We start from the raw sequence: 20,297 nt of genomic DNA, 5'->3' as shown, positions 1-20,297 counted from the left end.
TTGGTGCCAAACCACTATCGACCTGGCACATTCCCGCAATAAACGTCAGCTATCCAGGAGTTAGTTACCGAATTCGCTCGTTTCGAGTGCTGGTCCTGGGGATGTGCTGATGCGCACTCGATTTCGTTGTGTGTCCGTGACCGGACTCGTTTTGGCCGCCATCCTGCTGTTGGTCCCCGGGGCCGCGCGTACCGCGCCGGAATGGCGGGCCGGTGTGCTCGGGAGCGGATTTCTCTGGGGTGTGGCGGCTTCCGGGTTTCAGTCCGAAGGGCAGTCACCCGATAGCAATTGGACCCGCTATATCGAGGCCAATGCGGGCTGGGACCGGCTCGGGGATTCCGTCGATTTCCGGGACCGGTTTCGGTCCGATATCGACTCGGCCGCGCAGCTGGGGGTCAGGGTATTTCGGATCGGGTTGGAATGGGCGCGGTTGGAACCCACGCCGGGAGTGTGGGATCCGGCTGCTTTCGCCTTCTATGACAAGGTGGTCGATGCCATCGTCGCGGCCGGTATGCGGCCCATGTTGACCCTGGATCACTGGGTGTATCCGGGGTGGGAAGTCGATCGGGGCGGCTGGGGCGCACCCGGCATGGTGGCCGACTGGCTGGCGAACATGCGGAAGGTCGTGGATCACTTCGCGGGGCGCGATCCGATCTGGGTGACCGTCAACGAGCCGGTCGCCTACATCATGCACGAGGTGCGGCAGAACGGGACCGATGCCGACCGGATGCTGTATCGAGTCGCGCAGGCGCACAACGGGATCTACGACTACATCCATCGGGTACAGCCGAACGCCTGGGTGACCAGCAATGTCGGCTACGTCGCCGGTGCGGAGTCACAGGTCAACGGACCGCTGCTGGACCTGATCGGCGACAGGCTCGATTTCGTCGGCGTCGACTACTACTTCGGCTACGAACCGCCGGAGCTCGCCGCGCTCACCGCACCGGCGGGCATGTGGGATCTCCCGGTCCGTCCGGAGGGTATCTACTATGCGCTGCAACACTATTCGCGGCGGTTCCCGGGTAAGCCGTTGTGGATCGTGGAGAACGGCATGCCCACCGAGAACGGGCGGCCGCGCGCGGACGGCTACACCCGCTCCGAGCATCTGCGCGACACCGTCTACTGGCTCCAGCGCGCGAAGGCCGACGGCATGAACGTCATCGGCTACAACTACTGGAGCCTGACCGACAACTACGAGTGGTCCTCCTACACACCGAGATTCGGCCTCTACACGGTGAACGTGCGCACCGATCCGGCGCTGACCCGCGTCCCCACCGACGCGGTCGACACCTACCACGCGATCATCGCCGCCAACGGTGTGCCCGCCGACTATCGACCCTTCCGCACACCCGCCGCGTGCGAACTGGTCGATCCGCCGGCCAGCTGCGACACCCCGATCACCGCACCCTGAACCCGATCAGTACACGGTCCCCATGGCCGCGCGCACCTCGTCGAGGGTGCGTTCGGCGATCTCGTTGGCGCGTCGATTGCCCGCGCGCACCAGGGTGCTCGCGTAATCGGGGTCGGCGGCCAGTTCGGCGCGGCGGGCCCGGTGGGCGGCGAAGTAGTCGTTGACCGCGTCGGTGGCCAGTTTCTTGAGGGCCGCGCCGCCACCGTCACCGAGCTTGTCGGCGAGGGTGTGCTCGTCGCTGCCCAGGCACAGGGCGGCGGTGGTGAGCAGGGCGGAGACGCCGGGGCGGGTGCCGGGATCGAAGGTGATGCGCCGCTCGGAGTCGGTGGGGGCACGCCGGATCAGTTTCGCCGTCTCGTCGGCGGTCATCGACAGGGAGATGGCATTGCCGTAGCTCTTGGACATCTTGCGGCCGTCGAGGCCCGGAATCTCGGGGGTGGAGGTGAGCAGGGCCTGGGGTTCGGGGAAGACCCGGCCGTAGCGTTCGTTGAAGCGGCGGGCGATGACCCGGGTCACCTCGAGATGGGGGAGCTGATCCTTGCCGACCGGCACCAGATTGCCCTTGCAGAACAGGATGTCGGCGGCCTGATGGACGGGGTAGGTGAGCATCAGCCCGCTCAGCGCCCGCTCGGAGGCGGCGAGTTCGGCCTTGACCGTCGGATTGCGGTGCAGCTCGGACTCGGTGATCAGGCTCAGGAACGGCAGCATGAGCTGATTGAGGGCGGGCACCGCCGAATGGGTGAAGACGGTCGCCGTGCTCATGTCGATCCCGGCGGCGGCGTAGTCGAGGACCGCGCTGTAGACGTTGTCGCGGACCTGGCCGAGGGTGTCGCGGTCGGTGATGACCTGGTAGTCGGCCAGGATCACGAACAGGTCGACACCCAGGCCCTGCAACCGCACCCGTTCCCGGATGGTGCCGAAGTAGTGGCCCAGATGCAGTCTGCCCGTGGGCCGTTCGCCGGTGAGGACGCGGAAGCGGCCGGGATGGGCGGCCACTTCGGCGGCGAGCTCGTCGCTGCGGTCGCGGGTGGCATTGAGGGAATCCGAGGGGGTGGTCACCGTACAACTCCTGAAGGTCATCGAGGACTGCACGAGCTGCCGGTCCGGTCGGGGGACACGGGCTGCGTACAGCCCGTGGTCATGGTTCATCGGGCTGCTAGCGCAGCCGACGCCAAGCCTGCCGGGTGGAAATCACGTGTCCACCTTAACAAGCCGCGTGCGCCGCGTCCCGGGGCATATGTCACGGGTGCGCCGACACCGCGCGCGGCATGGGCGCGACCGAGCCCGGGCAGGGCGCGGGGCACAGGTGCCCGGCCAGTGCGGTGTGCGGGTTGCGGCCCGATGTGATCGGACAGCGACCCGTCGAACAGCAGGGTGACCAGCAGCGCAATGGCATTGGCGGCATACACCCCCGTCGACACCAGCGACGAGTAATGCCACATCTGCTGATACACCGGATACATCGGCGACGGCGCGGCCGACGCGAACAGCAGCAGCCCCAGTGCGACGGCCAGCAGCCAGAACGCGGAGCTGTTCGACATCCGGTAGCGCACAGGGGATTCGGTGCGCAGGTCGTTATCGGGAAGGTTCTGCATGATTCCTGGATCGGATCGTCGGATACGTGCCGTTCGAGTGTGACCCATCGGGCCACACCGTGCTCGCCGCCGCCGGCACGGCCCGTCCGCCGGCTCGACCGGCACCCGGGTCGGACCCGTCCGGCCGAGTTAGGGCCGGCCGCCCGAGCCGGTGCCCTCGCCCTTGCGGTAGCGCAGCGGAGGCACGTCGTACTTGCGCCGGAAGGCCCGGCTGAACGCCGCCTCGGAGTCGTAGCCGACCTGATGCGCCAGCGCGGCAATGGGAATCGTCGTGCTGCGCAGCAGGGTTGCCGCCCGGGCCAGTCGCCGGTCGGCCAGATACGCGGCGGGTGAGCGGCCCAGGCGGCGGGTGAAGCGGTCGGTGAAGGTGGTGCGCGACATGGCCGCCAGCGCCGCCAGATCCGAGACCGACCACGGGGCGGCGGGGAAGCGATGGATGGCGGTCAGCACCGGGGCCAGCGCGGGATCGAGTGCGGCGGTGAGCCAGCCGGGCGCGGCGGCATCGGTGGACCAGGCGCGCAGGGCGTGGATGAACAGCAGATCCAGAATGCGCGAGATCATGGCCGCCGCCCCCGGGCGCGGATCGGTGACCTCGGCCAGCAGCAGATCCAGGCTCAGCGGCAGCCATGCGCGGCCGGGACCGGTGCCGGAGATGGTGATGGCCGGGGCCAGCACGGAAAGCAGTGGGGCGGCCTGGGGTTCGTCGACCTGGAAGGAACCCGTCACCCAGCGGGCCGGGCCGTCGAGGGCTTCCAGCGTGTGGGCGTCACCGCGGGCCAGCACCACCATGTCACCGGAATGCACGCCGGTGTCCGCGAATTCACCGTCCACCCGGATGCGGACCGTGCCCCGCTCGACGATGTGGAGCACCCGGCGGCCGCTCGGAACACGCAGCGGTGCACCGGGTTCGGCGTCGTGGCGGGTGACGGACCGGCCGCGCAGCCGCACGGTCTCGAGGATCTCCGACAGCGCATCCAGCCCACCGGCCTCCCCACCGTCCGGTGAATCGGCAAAGTTTCGCGGCGAATCCGTCATGGTCTTTGCTCCATCATCCGAATAGCGTAGATCTCGCAACCCGGGAAGCGCGCAAGGATCGTCATTACGCAAGGAGACACGCCATGGCGGACAAGCCCGCGATCGTTCTGGTGCACGGATTCTGGGGCGGCGCGGCCCACTGGGCCAAGTTGATCGTGGAACTGCGGCGGCGCGGCTACGAGTCGCTGCACGCGGTGGAGAACCCGCTCACCTCGCTGGCCGACGATGCCGAGCGCACGCGGAAGATGGTGTGCCAGATCGCCGGACCGGTGCTGCTGGTGGGACACTCCTACGGCGGCGCGGTCATCACCGAGGCCGGGGACCTGCCCAATGTCGAGGGCCTGGTCTATGTCGCCGCCTTCGCGCCGGACACGGGGGAGAGCCTGGGGCGGCTCACCGAGCAGCTCCCGCCCGCCGCGGGCGACGCCATCGCACCCGATTCCGACGGCTACGCGTGGATCGACCAGGAGAAATTCCACGGCAGCTTCGCCCAGGACCTGCCCGAGGACGAGGCGCTGGTCATGGCCGTCACCCAGAAGGCTCCGCTCGGTTCGGTCTTCGGCGATACGGTCACCGTCCCGGCCTGGCGGTCCAAGCCGTCCTGGTATCAGGTCTCGACCGAGGATCGAATGATCAATCCGGACAACGAGCGTCGCATGGCCGAGCGCATGAACCCGCGCCGCACCGTGGAGCTGGCCGCGAGCCATGCCTCCCCGGCCTCGCAGCCGGTCGCGCTCGCCGATCTGATCGACGCCGCCGTCGCCGATCTCGGCTACGACTAGCACTCGACCGGCCCGCGGCGCACCCTGGAAGGGGGCGCGCCGCGGGGGCCTTGACTTTCCTCCTTCGCCCGCGCATCGTGGAATAGTTAGCTAATCTAATCGACTGGGAGAAATCCTGTCGCCCGAACGCGATTCGCGGTTCAAGATGGCGAGGATCCAGGGAGGCAATTGATGGTCGAGGACACCGCGCGGGCCGAGATCCACCGGCGCATCGCCGAACGGCTGCTACAGGCCGAAGTCGCGAAACTCTTCGAGAAGGTGCTCGCCGACGAGCAGGTCCGGGTGGCCATGCCGCTGCCCGAGGTGAGCGAGGCGGCCCGGCAGCCCGGACTGGGACTGGCCCGCGCGGTCGAGGTGCTCATGGTGGGCTATGCCGAACGCCCGGCCATCGGCGAGCGCGCCGCCGAGATCGTGACCGGCGCGGACGGGCGGCGCATCCGGCGACTGCTGCCCGAATACCGGACCATCACCTACGCGGAGCTGTGGTCGCGGGCCGGGGCGATCGCCGCCGCCTGGCAGCACGACGAGCGAAATCCCCTGCGTGCAGGGGATTTCCTGTGTGTACTCGGCTTCGGCAGCGGTGACTTCGCGGCCCTGGAGATCGCCGCCATCCGGCAGGGGCTGGTGACGGTGCCGTTGCAGGCCAATGCCGCCGCAGCGCAATGGCGCTCGATCATCGAGGAGACCGGGGCGCGGACCCTGGCGGTCAGTCTGGAGCTGCTCGATTCCGCGCTGGACGTCGTCCTGGACGGCTCGCCGGTCACCTCGATCGTGGTCTTCGATTTCGAACCCGAGGAGGATCGGCAGGCCGAGATCCTCGTCGGCGCCCGGGATCGCATAGCGGCATCGGGAAGCACGATCACGCTGGAATCCCTTGCCGCCGTGCTCGAGCGGGGCGCGACGCTGCCCGCGGTCCCGCTGCACGTGCCCGCCGACGAGGACGAGGTCGCGCTGCTCATCTACACCTCGGGCAGCACCGGGACACCCAAGGGCGCGATCTACCCGCATCGCCTGGTTACCGGAATGTGGTTGGGCCCCAACGTGATTCCGGCCCCGGTCATGAACTTCTGCTACATGCCGCTGAGCCACGTGGCGGGCCGCATGGTGCTGTCGGGGACCTTCGCGCGCGGCGGCACGGCGTACTTCGCCGCCTCCAGCGATATGTCGACCCTGTTCGAGGACATCGCCCTGGTCCGGCCCACCGAGGTGTTCTTCGTGCCCCGGGTGTGCGACATGCTGTTCCAGCGCTGTCAGAGCGAGGTCCAGCGCCGCACGGCCGCGGGGGAGTCCGTCGAGGACGCCGATGCGGCCGTGAAAACCGCGCTGCGCGAGGAGTTCCTGGGCGGGCGGCTGGTCCGGGTCATGGTCGGCAGCGCACCGGTCTCCGCGGAGATGAAGGAGTTCATGCGCTCGGTCATGGGGCAACCGGTCATCGACGGCTACGGCTCCACCGAGGCCGGCGGCGGCATCCTCATCGACAACGAGATCCGCCGCCCGCCCGTGATCGACTACAAGCTCGCCGACGTACCCGAACTCGGCTACTTCTCCACCGACAAGCCGCACCCGCGCGGAGAGCTGCTGGTGAAGTCCACCCAGCAGATCCCCGGCTATTTCAAGCGTCCCGACGTGACCGCGGAGATCTTCGACGCGGACGGCTTCTACCGCACCGGCGATATCGTCGCCGAGGTCCGCCCCGACCATCTGGTCTTCGTGGATCGGCGCAACAACGTGCTGAAACTGTCGCAGGGCGAGTTCGTGGCGGTGTCCAAGCTGGAGGCCGTCTACGCGACCAGCCCGCTCATCGCCCAGATCTTCGTGCACGGTTCCGGTGAGCGCTCGCACCTGCTGGCCGTGATCGTGCCCACCGCGGCCGCCCGCGCGCTCGCGCCCGCCGAGCGGACCGCGGCCATCGCCGAATCGCTGCGGCAGATCGCCAGGGACGCCGAGCTCGAATCCTACGAGATCCCGAGGGATTTCATCGTCGAGGACGAGCCGTTCACGCAGGAGAACGGGCTGCTGTCCGGGATCGCGAAACTATTGCGGCCCAAGCTGAGGGAGCGCTACGGCGCTCGCCTCGAGCAGATGTACGACGAGCAGGCGCAGCGGCAGCGCGACGAGCTGGCCACCCTGCGCCGGGAAGCGGCCGAACTGCCGGTGCTCGAAACGGTGTGCCGCGCCGCCCGCGCGGTACTCGGCGGCACGCAACCTCCGCCGGACGCGCACTTCACCGATCTGGGCGGGGATTCGCTGTCGGCACTGTCGTTCTCGACGCTGCTGGCCGAGATATTCGGCGTCGAGGTGCCGGTGGGCGTCATCGTCAGCCCGGCCAACGCCCTGACCGAACTGGCCGCGCACATCGAGGCCGAGCGGGACTCCGGCGGCTCCCGGCCCACCGCGGCAACCATCCACGGCGGCAGCGAGATTCGAGCCGCCGACCTCACCCTCGACCGGTTCATCGACGCCGCGACCCTGGCCGCCGCGCCCGCGCTACCGCTCGCGCCGCAACCACCGCGCACCGTCCTGCTGACCGGTGCCAACGGCTACCTCGGCCGCTTCCTGTGCCTGGAATGGCTGGAGCGACTGGACGATACGGACGGCACGCTCGTCTGCGTCGTTCGCGGCCGGGACGCCGAGGCCGCGCGGCAGCGTCTCGACGAGGTGTTCGACAGCGGCGACCCTGAGCTGACGCAGCGCTACCGTGAGTTGGCGGCCCGTCGGCTGCGGGTGCTGCCCGGCGATATCGGCGAACCGAATCTCGGGCTGGGCCAGGCGGATTGGCAGGAACTAGCCGACACCGTCGACCTCATCGTGCACCCGGCGGCGCTGGTCAACCACGTGCTGCCCTACGGTCAGCTGTTCGGCCCCAATGTCGTCGGCACCGCCGAGGTGATCCGCCTGGCGCTCACCACCGTCCGCAAGCCGGTCACCTACCTGTCCACGGTAGCGGTCGCCGCGCAGATCGACCCGGGCGTCTTCACCGAGGACGGCGATATCCGTGAGATCAGCGCCGTGCGCGCCGTCGACGACGGCTACGCCAACGGCTACGGCAACAGCAAGTGGGCCGGTGAGGTCGTGCTGCGCGAGGCGCACGAGCTGTGCGGGCTGCCCGTCGCGGTCTTCCGCTCGGACATGATCCTGGCGCACAGCGAATTCGCCGGTCAGCTCAACCTGCCCGACATGTTCACCCGCCTGCTGCTCAGCGTCCTGGCCACCGGCCTGGCCCCGAAGTCGTTCTACGCCTTGGATTCCCACGGCAACCGGCAGCGCGCCCACTACGACGGCCTGCCCGCGGATTTCACCGCCGCCGCCATCACCGTCCTGGGCGCCCAGGTGCGTGAGGGCTTCGAAACCTACGACGTGCTCAACCCCCACGACGACGGCATCTCCCTCGACGAATTCGTGGACTGGCTCATCGACTCCGGCCACCCCATCGACCGCATCGACGACTACCGGGACTGGTTCACCCGCTTCGAGACCGCGCTGCGCACCCTGCCCGAACACCAGCGCAGTGCCTCGGTGCAACCGCTGCTGCACGCCTACCGCCGGCCGGGGGTGCCCATCCCCGGATCGATGCTCCCGGCCAAGCGTTTCCACGCCGCGGTCCAGCAGGCCGAACTCGGCCCGGGCGGCGACATCCCGCACCTGACAAGGGAACTCATCGACAAGTACGTCGCGGATCTGAAGCTGCGCGGCCTGCTCTAGCGCGTGCCCGCGAGCTCGGTCATCCGGCGAATGGACCGAGCTCGCGGACCCGCAGGTAGTGGCCGAGGCGGCCGGAGGCGTCGAGCATGGCCAGGCTCTGTGCGGTCAGCCGGGCTCGCCAGTCCCGCAGCGCACCGGCCAGGGAGTCGGTACCGCCCGCGGCACGCACCTGCTCGACCACGGTGGCTATGCGCTCGAGCGGATAGCCACCGCGGCGCAGCAGGTGCGCCAGTTCGGCGTCGCGGCGGTCATCGGCGGTGTAGCGGCGGTAGCCGGTGCCGGATTCCCTTGCCGGGAGCAGGATTCCGGCGCGTTCCCATTTGCGCAGGGTGGCGGCGGTGACCTGGAGGTGGTGGGCCAGTTCGCCGATGGTCCAGGCGGTGGGCTCCGCGGGTGGCACGGTTGCGGGCGTGGCGGTCAGGTGATGCACCGCCCGGTGGACGGTGTCGAGGGTGTCGCGGTCCTGGAGGGAACGCTGGTGGCCGCGATCGATGATCAGCAGTGCCGTGTCGAGGTCGTCCTCGTGGATCGCGGTCATGACGCGGCCGCCCGCCGCGTGCCCGTAGGCGCGCACGAGCGCGAGATAGGCGTCCAAGGCGGCCGCGTGCAACGGGGTATAGATCCGGTAACCGCTGTCGGTGAGCCCGGCGGGCGGCAGGAACCCGTCCTGTTCGTAGTTGCGCACGGCCTGAGTCGAGATGCCGTGTGACCGGGCTAGGTCGGATGGCCGCAGGGTGATCATCGGTTTGAGAGTTTACCGGGCATAGATGCGGCTTGACAGCGTGAGTCTTCGACCCAAGTATCAACCGTCGTTTCAACGATACGATTCATATACATGACTCAGGACATTCGAGACTTCGTACCCGCATCTTGTGACCTGCTCGGACTGGGTGAGCCCACCCATCTCGAACCGGCCTTCGCCCGCATCCGCAACGAACTGTTCGCCCGATTGGTCGAGCACGGCTTCCGGTCGATCGTGCTCGAGATCGACCGCGTCCGCGCGCTGACCGTCGACGACTACGTCCAGGGCGGACCGGGGAACCTCGATCAGGTTGCGCGCGAAGGCTTCTCGCACGAATGGGGAGACCGTGAGGCCAATCAGCAACTGGTGGCCTGGATTCGCGAGCACAATCTGACCCGGCCGCCGCAGGACCGCGTCACCTTCCACGGTTTCGACGCACCCACCGAGAACTTCAGCGCGCCCAGCCCGCGCCTCTACCTCGAATACGCCCGCGACTACCTGAAACTCGATCACGACATCGCGGGCCTCAGCGGTGACGACCACCGCTGGAGCCGCACCGAAGCGGTCATGGACCCAGCCATGTCCCCCGGCCTGACCCCCGAGGCCGAGCAGCTCCGCGGTATCGGCGAAGACCTGCTCTTTCTGCTCTACTACCGCGCGGCCGATCTCATCGCCGCCACCTCCCGCGCCGAATGGTTCAGGGCCGAAACCCATCTCACCGCCGGACTGGCCCTGCTTCGCTACCACAGGCAGTGCGCGCAACCCCTGCCGCAGCACGAACGCCTGACCCCGCTGATCGCCACCCGCGACACCATCATGGCCCAGAACCTGCTGGCCATCCGCCGTCTCGAGGCCCATCGCGGCCCCACCCTCGTCTTCTCCCACAACCTGCACCTCCAGCGCGGCCGGACCACCATGCCGGTGGCGGGTCAGGACCACAGCTGGTCCAACGCGGGCTCGATCATCGATGCGCTGGGGGAGGTGAACTATGCCTTCATCGCCGGAAGTCTCGGCCGCAGTGCGTCTTTCGGACTCGACGCCCCCGGCCCGGACAGTTACGAGGGCCGCCTGAACACCCATACCGACGGCTGGAGCCTGATACCGACCAGCGTGGCAGCCACCGCCGGGCCACGCACCGACACCGTCCCGCACGGTTACTTCCCGCTGACCGCGGATCTCCTCGAGCGGGCCGACGCCATACTGCACATCAACGACGGCGCGACAGTGCTCCGGCCCGCCGCCCGCTGAGCATCGCAGCTCAGGGCTCGACTTCTGCTGCCGCCGCAGGGATTTCGAGCCCGTGCTGTAGCGCCGCGACGGTGGTGTCCAGGATCTCGTAGAGGCTGCCCACCGAGGGATCCGGCTGCGCCACCCACCGGTCGAGGCCCACCCCGAAGGCTGAAAAGCACGTGGTGGCGGCAAGTTGCGCGCGCCAATCGTCCTCGGGCAGCCCCGCCCGGTGGGCGAAGCTGCGGGCCAGGGCGTCGCGGCGGCCGAAGGTGCCGGTGAAATTCTCCTGGCGCAGTTGGGGATTGGTGATCAGCACCAGGCGGGCGCGGCGGGCGGTGTCGGCCTGGTGGCGGCGCAGCTCCGATTCGGTGTCGTCGAGCAGGAAATCGCGCAGGGCCGCGCGCAGGGCGACGAAGACCGCCTCGTGTGGCGGGCGGCGGTCCAGGGCGGCCAGCAGGAAGGCCAGCACGCCCTCCTCGTGAGCGAAGACGACGGCCGTCTTGGAGGGGAAATGGCGATGGAAGGTGCGCCGCGACACATGGGCGGCGTCGGCGATCTCCTGCACGGTGGTCTGCTCGAAGCCGCGGCGTTCGAACAGCAGCAGCGCGGCATCGATCAATTCGCCTCGCACCCTGGCCTTTTCCCGTTCCCGCAATCCGGTCGGTGCCGTCATCACGTCCTCTCGTCGCTCGTGTCGCCACCCCTGGTGTCTCAATGTGACACTTCACAGGATAGTCTGACTGAAGTGTCTCACTGTGACACCAAAGTATGACGAGGACGAGAGGACTCCGATGACCCGACGCACCGTGATCACCCTGGTCTCGGCGGCACTGCTGGCCACCGGCCCGCTGACCGCCACCGCCCTGGCCGACCCGCCCGCCTCGGCCGCCGCGCCGGGTGCCGTCATCGGCGATGAGGCGCTACCCGGGAACCTATGGATCGCGGGCACCGGTTCGGCGCGCAAGCTCACCTACTGGACCCGCGATTCGGCCGATCAGCCCGCACTCTCCACCGGCGTCGTGTTCACCCCCGCCGGCACCCCGCCGCCCGGCGGCTGGCCCGTGCTGTCCTGGGAGCACGGCACCGTCGGCATCGGCGACGACTGCGCCCCCTCGGTCGCGGGCCGCACCGAGCGCGACATGGGCTTCCTCGCCACCTGGATGAAGCAGGGCTACGCCATCGTGGCCACCGACTACATCGGCCTGGGCACGCCCGGCGTCCACGCCTACCTCGACGGGCGCGCCGAGGCCCACGCCGCCATCGACATGGTCCGCGCCGCCCGCGCCGTCGACTCCTCGCTGGCCTCGAAGTGGGTGGCCATCGGCCAGTCCCAGGGCGGCGGCGCAACGGTTTTCACCGCCTCCCTCGCGACCCGCTATGCGCCCGAACTGGATTACCGCGGCGCGGTGGCGACCGGCCCGGCCTCCAATGTCGTCGACGCCGCGACCCTGATCGGCCCGGACACCCCGGCGATCGGCTCCTCGCACATCACCGCCTACGCCACCTACGTGTTCAACGGTGTGAAGGCCGCGCGCCCCGACTTCGATCTGGACAGCTACCTGACGCCGCTCGGCAAGCAGCTGGTGACCGACGCGCAGACCCTGTGCTTCACCCCGCTCGCCGAGCGCGCCACCGGTGTCTCGCTGAGCCAGCTGGTGTCCAAGCCGCTGGCCGAGGGCGATTTCGTCGCCGTGGCGCGCTCGGTCATGGATGTGCCGCTGACCGGTTATGATCGCCCGCTGTTCATCGGCCAGGGCACCAATGACACCGACGTGCCCGCGCCGCTGACCGCCAAGCTGGTCGCCGATATGGCCGCCGCGGGAACTCATCCCGAGGTGCACGTGTACCCGGGCAAGGATCACAGCGGCGCGATGCTGGCCTCGCTGCCCGACAGCGTGCCCTTCGTCGCCCGGCTCTTCGCCTGACCGTATCGACGTGAAAGGCCGAGTGGCGCAACGCCACTCGGCCTTCGGGGTTTTGCGCTGTCAGCCGATGGTGACCGTGGTGTCGATCAGGCCGAAGACCTCGCCCTGCGGCCCGGCCACGATGGCCATCCGGCCGAACGGGCTGTCGGCGGGCTCACCGAGAATCGTCGCGCCGAGCTCCTTGGCCTTCATCACGGCGGCGTCGGTGCCCGCGACCTGGAACCAGGTCAGCCAGTAGGCGGCGTCCGAGCCCGGCTGGCCGGTCGAGTCGCCGATGCCGCCCATCGGACGGCCGTCGGGTCCGGCGAAGGTCGAGTACGGCATCTGCTCGCTGCCGATCTCGTCGTACTTCCAGCCGAAGACCCGGGTGTAGAAGTCCTGCGACGGCACGTACGCGCCGGTGTGCAGATCGTTCCAGCAGTAGGCGCCCGGCTCGTTGAAGATCCCGGCCCCGGTGTGCGCCTTGGCTTCCCACACACCGAATACCGCGCCCGCCGGATCCGCGGCCACGAACATGCGGCCCACATCCATGACGTCGAACGGCGGCATGAACACCGCGCCGCCCGCCGCCTGCACCGAGCCCGCGACGGCATCGGCGCTGTCGGCGGCGAAATAGGTGGTCCACACCGACGGCATGGCGACCTCACCCATCTTGGGCCCGATGCCGGCGGCCGGGCGGCCGTCGAGCATCGCCATCAGGTATCCGCCCGCTTCGGGCGGAGAGTCGAGCACATCCCAGCCCAGCAGCTGGGAGTAGAAGTCCCGCGCGGCGGCGGGATCGTCGACCGAGCAGTCGACCCAACACGGAGTTCCTTGTGGCCAAGCTTTGTCGGTGGTGGGCATGGGCGTCCTCCCGTAAACGGTCGGTGGCGGCCTGCCGGAACGCAGGCACCCGGCCAGCTAACCATCCTTTCCGGCAATTCGGTCGTGGAATACCGACTGGTCGTGAACCGATGTCGAATATTCACCCGGTGGTGGACCCGGGGTCAGGCGCGATGCGGATACGCGCCGCCGTCCACCACGATGCGCTGGCCGGTGAGATAGCCCGCCGCGGGGGAGACCAGGAACGCGACCACCTCGGCGACCTCCTCCGGGCGGCAGACATGACCGAAGGGCGAGGTGTCGTCGAGGTCGGCGGCGTGGCGCAGGCTGCCCCCGCTCAGCGCGGCGGTGAGCCGGTCGCCCATATCGGAGGCGACCAGGCCCGGGGCGACGATGTTCACGTGAATCCCGTTGGCGGACTCCTCTTTCGCGAGGGTGTGCGCCAGGGCTTCCAGGGCGGCCTTGGCCATGTTGTACGGAGCTCCATTGGCGCCCAGCGCATGTGCGGCAACACTGCTGATCATCGCGATGTCGCCGCGCGCGCACCTGCGCATCTCGGGGAGCACCAGCTTGGTCAGGTGATGCGGGCCGACGGCCTGAATACGCAGCAGACGTTCGACTTCCGCGGGATCGGTGTCGGCCACCGTGCGGCCGCGGCTGGCGATGCCGCCATTGTGGACCAGGATGCTGATCGGGCCGAGATCGGCGGTGACCCGATCGACCATGGCGGCGACGGCTGCCGCATCGTCGACCGGCGCGTGCACGGCCAGCGCGGTGGCTCTGGTCGAATTCAGTTCCGCCACAGTCTTGTTCGCCGACTCCTCGTCGCGCGCCCAATTGACCGCGACCACCGCGCCGCGGGCGGCCAGCGCATGGCTGATCGCCCGCCCGATGCCGCGTCCGCCGCCGGTCACCAATGCGACCCGGCCCGCCAAATCACCCGCTGCTGCATTCATCCGGTCAACATAAGACAAGCCACCACGATTGCGGTCGAGAGTGTCGGCCATGACAGTTCGATGCTGTCGCTGGTCTGCGGTATCGGCTGAGGGGGAGAAAGAGGCCCTGCCGTCGGCGTGGACGGCAGGGCTTTGCTCGGGACTCGTCAGGATTCGAGCACCACATCGGCCGGGGCGATCGCATCCTCGCCGCCCACGACGTCCTCGAACGCATCGCGCGCCAGCAGACCGGCGTAGAACCCGTTGCGCTCCAGCAGCTCCCGGTGCGTGCCGCGTTCCACCACCCGGCCGCGGTCGAGCACCACGATCTGGTCGGCGTCGCGAATCGTGGACAGCCGGTGCGCGATCGTGATGGTGGTGCGATTCGCCGACAGCGCGTCGATGGCCGCCTGCACCTCCCGCTCGGTGCGCGTATCGAGGGCGCTGGTCGCCTCGTCCAGCACCATGATCGGCGGGTTGCGCAGGATGGCCCGCGCCACCGCCAGCCGCTGCTTCTCGCCGCCGGAGAACCGGTAGCCGCGTTCACCGACCAGGGTGTCGTAGCCGTCGGGCAGGCTCACGATGTGCTCGTGGATCTGCGCGGCGCGGGCCGCGGCGTGCAATTCCTCCTCCGTCGCATCGGGTTTGGCGAAGCGCAGATTGTCGGCGACCGAGGCGTGGAACAGGTAGGTCTCCTGCGAGACGACACCCACCGCGGCCGACAGGTCCGCGAACGACAGCTCGCGCACATCGATGCCGTCAACGGTGACCCGCCCGGAGGTGACGTCGTAGAGCCGCGCCACCAGATACCCGAGAGTCGTCTTGCCCGAACCGGTCTCGCCGACGATCGCCAGGCTCGTCCCGGCGGGCACGTCGATGTCGATGTCGCTCAGCACCTCTCGATCGGCATCGTAGGCGAATCCGACGGCCTCGAACCTGACCGCCCCGGACACCTGCCGGGGCAGGGGGGTGGACCGGGTCGGCTCCTCGATATCCGGTCGCAGATCCAGGTATTCGAAGATCCGCCCGAACAGCGCGAGCGAACTCTGAATGTCCACACCCGTGGACAGCAGCATGACGGTCGGCCGCAGCAGCCCGCTCTGCAAGGTCGTGAACGCGACCAATGTGCCGATAGACACCAGCGGATGCCCCTGCGCGACGGTCATTCCGGCCGCCCAGTAGATGATCGCGGGCATGGCCGCCATGACGATCGCGATCGTCGACTGCCGCCACCGTCCGGCCATGCTGGACCGGATCTCCAGATCCACCAGCCCCCGCGATTCCCGCGTGAAGTCCGCGACCAGCGCCGGAGACCGGCCCATGGTGCGCGCCAACAGGATTCCGCTCACCGACAGCGATTCCTCCACGATCGCCGACATGCCCGCCAGCTTGCGCTGCTTCTCGGCGGTGATGCGCCGCCGCTCGGACCCGACCTTGCGGCTGATCCACACGAACAGCGGCAGCATCAGCAGCGACACCAGCGTGAGCCGCCAATCCAGCGCGAACATGGCGATGACGGCCGCGACGACCGAGGTGAAGTTGGAGACCAGCGAGGTGATGGTCGAGGTGACCGTGGACTGCATCCCGCCGATGTCATTGGCGATGCGCGACTGCACCTCGCCGGTGCGAGTGGCGGTGAAGAACGACAGCGGCATGGACTGCAGCCGCGCGTACACGGCCGAGCGCAGATCGTGCATCACGTCCTGCCCGACCGTGGTCGAAATATAGGTCTGCAATACGCCGAACACGCTGTTCAGCGCGGCGACGGCGATCATGCCCGCGGCCAGCAGAGTCAGCAGTCCGGTGCGACCGTGCGGCAGGGCGTCATCGATGATGCCGCGCAGCAAGAACGGTGAGGCCAGCCCGGCCAGCGAGGCCAATCCGACGAGTGCCGCGACCAGGGCCAACCGCCCGCGATAGGGATGAAAGAGCCGGACGATCCGGCGAAGTTCTGTCTGTACAGCCATAGCGCCTCCTTTCCAACGGAGTCACGCGCTATAACTGAGTTTGACTCATAATTGTTCCAGGGACAATGAGTTATGCTCTGGATCATGCCGAGCAGCCCCGGAACCGAGCCGCGCGAGACCGCCGGACCCGACGATGAACTCGCCGAACTGTTCCTGCGCACCATGAAACGACTGCGCCGCACCCAGTCGGCGCGACTGTCTCCTCTCGGCCTGACCCCGGCCCAATCTCGCGCATTGCGCATCATCGGCCGCGCCGACGAACACGGCGACGAGCCGCTGCGGATGTCCGCCCTGGCCAAGCATCTCGGCATCGTGCCGCGCTCGGCCACCACCGTGGTCGACGCCCTGGCCGCGGCGGATCTGGTTGCCCGCCAACCCGATCCGGCCAACCGCCGCGCCACCCTGGTCACCCCGACCGCCGCCGGCCGCAAGGCCCTGGACCGGATGTGGGAGGCCCGTCGCGACGCCTCCGAGGAGATCTTCGCCGTCCTCTCGCCCGACCAACGCCACACCCTGCGCGACCTCCTCGCCACGCTGGCGGGCGATGAGTCCGCGCCACCTCGGCGACCGTCATAGCCGGGCCGCATCGAACGCCGTCGAGTCGGCGGGTGCTGTCGGGTGGCTCGAGTACCGTCGGATGCGCGCGTGCCGATCCACCTCGACCCGACAAGGAACCCCTATGCCATGGGAGCTGGCCGACCTGCCCTTCGCGCGTTTCCTGGAACGCCAGGACACGCTGCTCGACGAGGGTGCCTACGACTGCGCCCACTTCGAGGGCCTCTCCCTGGAGGACCCGCAGTTGCGCGGTGTGACCTTCACCGAATGCGCGATCTCGGCCACCACCGTGACCGGCGGCTTCTTCCGGTACTCGCGCTTCAACGACGTGTGGCTGGGCAGTACCCGCTGGATCCGCACCGATCTGTCCGAAACCAATTGGATGGATGCGGAATTCGTGCTCGCCGCGCTGTCCGGAGTGGAGGCGTTCGGTTCGACGCTGCGGCGAGTGAGCTTCCACAACTGCAAGTTCGACTCGGTGAATCTGCGCGGCGCGGTGCTCTCGGACGTGACCTTCGTGGACTGCGTGCTGCGCGATCTGGACATCAGCGAGGCCAAGCTGACCTCGGTCACCTTCCCCGGATCGGAGATCTCCGGGCTGTCGCTGCGCAATGCGAAGTTGAAGAAGGTCGACCTGCGTCAGGCCCGGTCGATCGGTGTTTCCAGCGGTGTCGAGTCGCTGTCCGGTGCGACGGTCACCAACACCCAGCTGTTCGAACTGGCCCCCGTCTTCGCCCACTCCTTCGGGATCACCGTAAAAGAACTGTAGTCAGTAGCGTAATTGAACTGACTCGAGTTACGCTCCTCACATGACGGAGTGGCAGCCCACGGCGTGCATCCTGTGCGAGTGCAATTGCGGCATCCAGGTGCTGCTCGGGCCGGACGGCCGGTCCTTCGAGAAGATCCGCGGCGACAAGCTGCACCCGGCGTCGGAGGGCTATACCTGCAACAAGGCGCTGCAGCTGGACCGGTACCAGAACGGTCACACCGGTCGGCTCACCTCGCCGCTGCGGCGGCGCGCGGACGGGACGTTCGAGGAAATCGATTGGGACACCGCGATTTCCGAGGTATCGGCCCGCCTGCTGGAGGTCAAGCACCACTTCGGCGGGGAATCGATCTTCTACTACGGCGGCGGCGGTCAGGGCAATCACCTGGGCGGCGCGTACGCGCCCGCGACCATGGCGGCCTACGGCATCAAGTACCGGTCGAGCGCGCTGGCGCAGGAGAAGACCGGTGACTTCTGGGTGGGCGCGCGCATGGCGGGCTATCCGATGCGTGCCGATGTGGAACACGCCGAGGTGGCGTTCTTCATCGGCAAGAATCCGTATCAGTCGCATGGCTTTCCGCGGGCGCGCACGGTGCTCAAAGAGATCGCCAAGGACCCGGCACGGTCGATGATCGTGCTCGATCCGGTGCGCACCGAGACCGCCGAGCTGGCGGACTTCCACCTGCAGCTGCGACCCGGCACCGATGTCTACCTGTTGTCGGCCATGGCTGCGATCCTGTTGCGCGACAACCTGATCGATCACGAGTGGCTGGCCGAGCACACCGTCGGGCTCGACGCCGTGCTGCCGGTGCTGCGTGCGGTTCCGATCGAAAAGTACTGTGCCATTGCCGATGTCGACCTCGACCTGGTGACCGCCGCGACTCACCGCCTGGCCCGGGCGAGCTCGGTCGCCGCGCTCGAGGACCTCGGTGTCCAGATGAACCGCTACTCGACCGTGGTCAGCTACGTCGAGAAGCTGGTGTGGATTCTGACCGGCAATGTCGGAAAGCCCGGCACCCAATACGCTTTCACCAGGCTGACGAATATCGGTCACGATCGCGGGCATCCGGCGGGGGAGGGCCCCAAGTCCCCGGTGGTCGGCGCGCACATCGTCAGTGGTCTGGTGCCGTGCAATGTGATCAGCGAGGAGATCCTCACCGATCACCCCGCCCGCTACCGCGCCATGCTCATCGAGTCCGCGAATCCCGCTCACTCGCTGGCGGATTCGGCTCGGATGCGCGAGGCCCTGGAAGCGCTGGAACTGGTGGTCGTCATCGACGTGGCCATGACCGAGACGGCCCGCCTCGCCGACTACGTCCTGCCCGCCGCCACCCAGTTCGAGAAGTACGAGGCCACATTCTTCAACTTCGACTTCCCGCGCAATATCTTCCACCTGCGTCACCCGGTCCTGCCCGCGCCCGAGGGCGTACTTCCCGAACCCGAGATCCACGCCCGCCTGGCCGAAGCCGCAGGGGTTGTGGGTGAGGCGGATTACGCGCCATTGCGCGCCGCGCTCGCCCAGGGCCGCGAGGCCTTCGCCATGGCGTTCCTGGGGATCCTCGGCGATCCTTCGCGGTCGAAACTCGCGCCCGTGCTGCTGTACCGCACGCTGGGGGAGACCTTGCCCGACGGTGCCGCGTCGGCCGCGCTGCTGTGGGCGGCGGCCTACAACATGGTGCGCAGGTTCCCGGCCAGCGTCGAACGCGCCGGGTATGGAACGGGTTTGGAGGCGGGGGAGCGGCTGTTCACGGCGATCCTCGAGGGCAAGCACGGCGTCGTCATCTCCGAGGACGACTACGCCGAGACGTGGAACCGAGTGCGCGACAAGGTGATCCGCCTGGAGATCCCGGAACTCCTGGACGTGGTGGCGACCCTGCCGGATGTTCCCGAGGACCTGGCCGACTGGCCGTTCATCCTCTCGGCGGGCGAGCGGCGCGCCTTCACCGCCAACACCATCTTCCGAGATCCAGCCTGGCGCAAGCGCGATGCCGCCGGGACCCTCCGCATCAGCACCACCGACGCCGACCGCCTCGGCCTGACCGCGGGCGACCTGGTTCGCATCACCACCCGTCGCGGCACCGCCCAGGTCCCCGTCGAACCCACCGACCGCATGCGCCCCGGCCACCTCTCCCTGCCCAACGGCTTCGGGCTCTCGGTCGCCGCCGCCGACGGCACCGAAATCACCACCGGCGCCGCCCCGAACGAACTGACCTCCTTCGACGACCGCGACGAATGGGTCGGCACCCCCTGGCACAAATACGTCCCCGCCCGCCTGGATACCGTGACCGCATGAAACGAACGAGTTTCGCGAACTGGCCGTGCACCGTCGCCCGCACGGTAGACCTGCTGGGCGACTGGTGGACGCCCCTCATCCTGCGCGAAGCTTTCTACGGCGCAAAGCGTTTCGACGACTTCGAAACCACCCTGGGCCTGAGCCGAAATATCCTCACCCAACGCCTCACCCGCCTGGTAGAAGCCGGCCTCCTGACCAAGGTCCCCTACCAGGATCGCCCGGTCCGCCACGAATACCTACTGACCGACCAAGGCCGCGACTTCTTCCCCGTAATCGCGGCCATGATGGCCTGGGGCGACCGCTACCTGGCCCCCGCCACCGGCAAACCGATAATCCTCCACCACGCCACATGCGACCACGACACCCACGCCGAAGTGGTCTGCTCCCATTGTCGAGAACCGCTACGCCACAAAGACATTTCAGCTCAATTGGGCCCGGGGTTCCCTTCACGCCTACGCGAATCTGCCATGGCCACAGGAAGATTCACTGATCCGGAATCCGCCTAACAAGAGAAATTCTGAAAAGATAAGCAGCACC

17 protein-coding genes are annotated in these 20,297 nt (G+C 68.3%); 9 read left to right on the top strand and 8 right to left on the bottom strand.

Features of this window, described 5'->3' with window-relative positions; translation table 11 throughout:
- Positions 1-109: 109 nt before the first annotated feature.
- Positions 110-1,411: a family 1 glycosylhydrolase gene (locus tag NS2_RS29915; RefSeq protein WP_033090665.1), complete on the top strand. Its 1,302-nt coding sequence runs from the start codon at positions 110-112 to the stop codon at positions 1,409-1,411.
- Positions 1,412-1,417: 6 nt separating this feature from the next.
- Here the strand turns inward: NS2_RS29915 and trpS are convergent, their stop codons facing one another.
- From trpS to NS2_RS29900, 3 genes are all read right to left on the bottom strand, one after another.
- Complete coding sequence (gene trpS, locus NS2_RS29910; protein ID WP_228102749.1) at positions 1,418-2,470, bottom strand: tryptophan--tRNA ligase; 1,053 nt, start codon at positions 2,468-2,470, stop codon at positions 1,418-1,420.
- A gap of 86 nt (positions 2,471-2,556) precedes the next feature.
- A complete protein-coding gene (locus tag NS2_RS29905; RefSeq protein WP_033090660.1) occupies positions 2,557-3,006 on the bottom strand; it encodes a hypothetical protein in 450 nt (149 codons plus the stop codon).
- Between the two features lie 129 nt (positions 3,007-3,135).
- Complete coding sequence (locus tag NS2_RS29900; RefSeq protein ID WP_033090659.1) at positions 3,136-4,041, bottom strand: AraC family transcriptional regulator; 906 nt, start codon at positions 4,039-4,041, stop codon at positions 3,136-3,138.
- Between the two features lie 83 nt (positions 4,042-4,124).
- On the opposite strand from NS2_RS29900, the gene NS2_RS29895 reads away from it, so the two are divergent.
- Together NS2_RS29895 and car are read left to right on the top strand one after the other, a co-directional pair.
- Positions 4,125-4,823 (top strand): alpha/beta hydrolase, encoded by a 699-nt coding sequence (locus NS2_RS29895; RefSeq protein ID WP_033090658.1) that lies wholly within the window; start codon positions 4,125-4,127, stop codon positions 4,821-4,823.
- A gap of 171 nt (positions 4,824-4,994) precedes the next feature.
- Positions 4,995-8,525, top strand: a complete 3,531-nt coding sequence (gene car / locus NS2_RS29890; RefSeq protein ID WP_033090657.1) for a carboxylic acid reductase — start codon at positions 4,995-4,997, stop codon at positions 8,523-8,525.
- A gap of 19 nt (positions 8,526-8,544) precedes the next feature.
- On the opposite strand, the gene NS2_RS29885 is transcribed toward car, so the two are convergent.
- Positions 8,545-9,267 carry a TioE family transcriptional regulator gene (locus tag NS2_RS29885; RefSeq protein WP_033090656.1) on the bottom strand — a complete coding sequence of 241 codons (723 nt, stop codon included), beginning with the start codon at positions 9,265-9,267 and terminating at the stop codon, positions 8,545-8,547.
- 93 nt (positions 9,268-9,360) lie between these two features.
- Here NS2_RS29885 and NS2_RS29880 point away from each other — a divergent pair, with 93 nt between their 5' ends.
- The gene (locus tag NS2_RS29880) at positions 9,361-10,515 is read left to right on the top strand and encodes an erythromycin esterase family protein (RefSeq protein ID WP_033090655.1); all 1,155 of its coding nucleotides are present in this window, start codon (positions 9,361-9,363) and stop codon (positions 10,513-10,515) included.
- 10 nt (positions 10,516-10,525) lie between these two features.
- Here the strand turns inward: NS2_RS29880 and NS2_RS29875 are convergent, their stop codons facing one another.
- The gene (locus NS2_RS29875; protein WP_071344322.1) at positions 10,526-11,170 is read right to left on the bottom strand and encodes a TetR family transcriptional regulator; all 645 of its coding nucleotides are present in this window, start codon (positions 11,168-11,170) and stop codon (positions 10,526-10,528) included.
- Positions 11,171-11,288: 118 nt separating this feature from the next.
- On the opposite strand from NS2_RS29875, the gene NS2_RS29870 reads away from it, so the two are divergent.
- The gene (locus NS2_RS29870) at positions 11,289-12,422 is read left to right on the top strand and encodes a lipase family protein (RefSeq protein WP_033090654.1); all 1,134 of its coding nucleotides are present in this window, start codon (positions 11,289-11,291) and stop codon (positions 12,420-12,422) included.
- Positions 12,423-12,482: 60 nt separating this feature from the next.
- Here NS2_RS29870 and NS2_RS29865 read toward each other — a convergent pair whose 3' ends face one another.
- From NS2_RS29865 to NS2_RS29855, 3 genes are all read right to left on the bottom strand, one after another.
- Positions 12,483-13,265, bottom strand: coding sequence for a VOC family protein (locus NS2_RS29865; protein ID WP_033090653.1), 783 nt, complete (start codon positions 13,263-13,265; stop codon positions 12,483-12,485).
- Between the two features lie 143 nt (positions 13,266-13,408).
- Positions 13,409-14,200, bottom strand: a complete 792-nt coding sequence (locus NS2_RS29860; protein ID WP_033090652.1) for an SDR family NAD(P)-dependent oxidoreductase — start codon at positions 14,198-14,200, stop codon at positions 13,409-13,411.
- A 146-nt stretch (positions 14,201-14,346) separates the two neighbouring features.
- A complete protein-coding gene (locus NS2_RS29855) occupies positions 14,347-16,146 on the bottom strand; it encodes an ABC transporter ATP-binding protein (protein WP_081986281.1) in 1,800 nt (599 codons plus the stop codon).
- Positions 16,147-16,230: 84 nt separating this feature from the next.
- On the opposite strand from NS2_RS29855, the gene NS2_RS29850 reads away from it, so the two are divergent.
- The 4 genes from NS2_RS29850 (at position 16,231) to NS2_RS29835 (ending at position 20,266) form a co-directional block, all read left to right on the top strand.
- Positions 16,231-16,722, top strand: coding sequence for a MarR family winged helix-turn-helix transcriptional regulator (locus tag NS2_RS29850; RefSeq protein WP_045440285.1), 492 nt, complete (start codon positions 16,231-16,233; stop codon positions 16,720-16,722).
- Between the two features lie 103 nt (positions 16,723-16,825).
- Entirely contained in the window at positions 16,826-17,470 is a 645-nt protein-coding gene (locus tag NS2_RS29845) for a pentapeptide repeat-containing protein (RefSeq protein WP_033090650.1), read from the top strand.
- Positions 17,471-17,510: 40 nt separating this feature from the next.
- A complete protein-coding gene (locus NS2_RS29840) occupies positions 17,511-19,760 on the top strand; it encodes a molybdopterin-dependent oxidoreductase (RefSeq protein ID WP_033090649.1) in 2,250 nt (749 codons plus the stop codon).
- Positions 19,757-20,266: a winged helix-turn-helix transcriptional regulator gene (locus NS2_RS29835; protein ID WP_045440280.1), complete on the top strand. Its 510-nt coding sequence runs from the start codon at positions 19,757-19,759 to the stop codon at positions 20,264-20,266. The genes NS2_RS29840 and NS2_RS29835 overlap by 4 nt, the downstream gene beginning before the upstream one ends.
- The last annotated feature ends 31 nt before the right edge of the window (positions 20,267-20,297 follow it).

This window comes from Nocardia seriolae NBRC 15557 (assembly GCF_007990715.1).
Taxonomy (GTDB): Bacteria; Actinomycetota; Actinomycetes; order Mycobacteriales; family Mycobacteriaceae; genus Nocardia; species Nocardia seriolae.
This window is presented reverse-complemented; position numbering and strand designations above follow the sequence as displayed.